Here is a 420-nt window from a genome sequence, read left to right as displayed (position 1 = left end):
ATACACATGCAGAAAAATTGGTAGAACACACACAGCAGATTAAAACGTTGTTTAGGGAGAGAAGAAGATGAAAAAGAAAGGAGGTAAAGAAGAAATGATTTTACCCGATAAATATTATCAAGTCATTAAATGGACAGTTTTAACAGTATTACCAGCTGCATCTGTTTTAGTAGCCACGTTAGGAAAAGCGTATGGATGGAATGGAACAGATATGACAGTACTCACTATCAATGCAGTAGCAACATTTTTAGGCGTTATCACTGGTGTGTCGGCTTATAATTTGAAAAAATAGGAGGAAACAAATGAAAAAGAAAATTACTGTTACTGCGATGAGCCTATTAATGGCTCTTTTTTTATTGCCAATTAACGGGTTCGCCTATACGATCAACAATGAATTTAATTTAGGTGTAAATGAAGGTA

The 420-nt window shown here is 34.5% G+C and carries 1 protein-coding gene and 1 pseudogene; both read left to right on the top strand.

Annotated elements, in window-relative coordinates; translation table 11 throughout:
* The first annotated feature begins 94 nt into the window (after positions 1–94).
* Entirely contained in the window at positions 95–292 is a 198-nt protein-coding gene (locus HMPREF2961_RS06440; RefSeq protein WP_002302122.1) for a phage holin, read from the top strand.
* A gap of 10 nt (positions 293–302) precedes the next feature.
* Positions 303–420, top strand: a pseudogene (locus HMPREF2961_RS15175) (N-acetylmuramoyl-L-alanine amidase); the annotation flags it as partial.

The organism is Enterococcus sp. HMSC076E04, assembly GCF_001814285.1.
Classification (GTDB): Bacteria; Bacillota; Bacilli; order Lactobacillales; family Enterococcaceae; genus Enterococcus_B; species Enterococcus_B lactis.
Note: the sequence above shows the minus strand (reverse complement) of the source record. Positions and strands in the feature narration are given on the sequence as shown.

Bases quoted from the DNA above. Each gene is read 5' to 3' on its own strand.
- HMPREF2961_RS06440 (WP_002302122.1), top strand. From the start codon at position 95: ATGATTTTACCCGATAAATATTATCAAGTCATTAAATGGACAGTTTTA.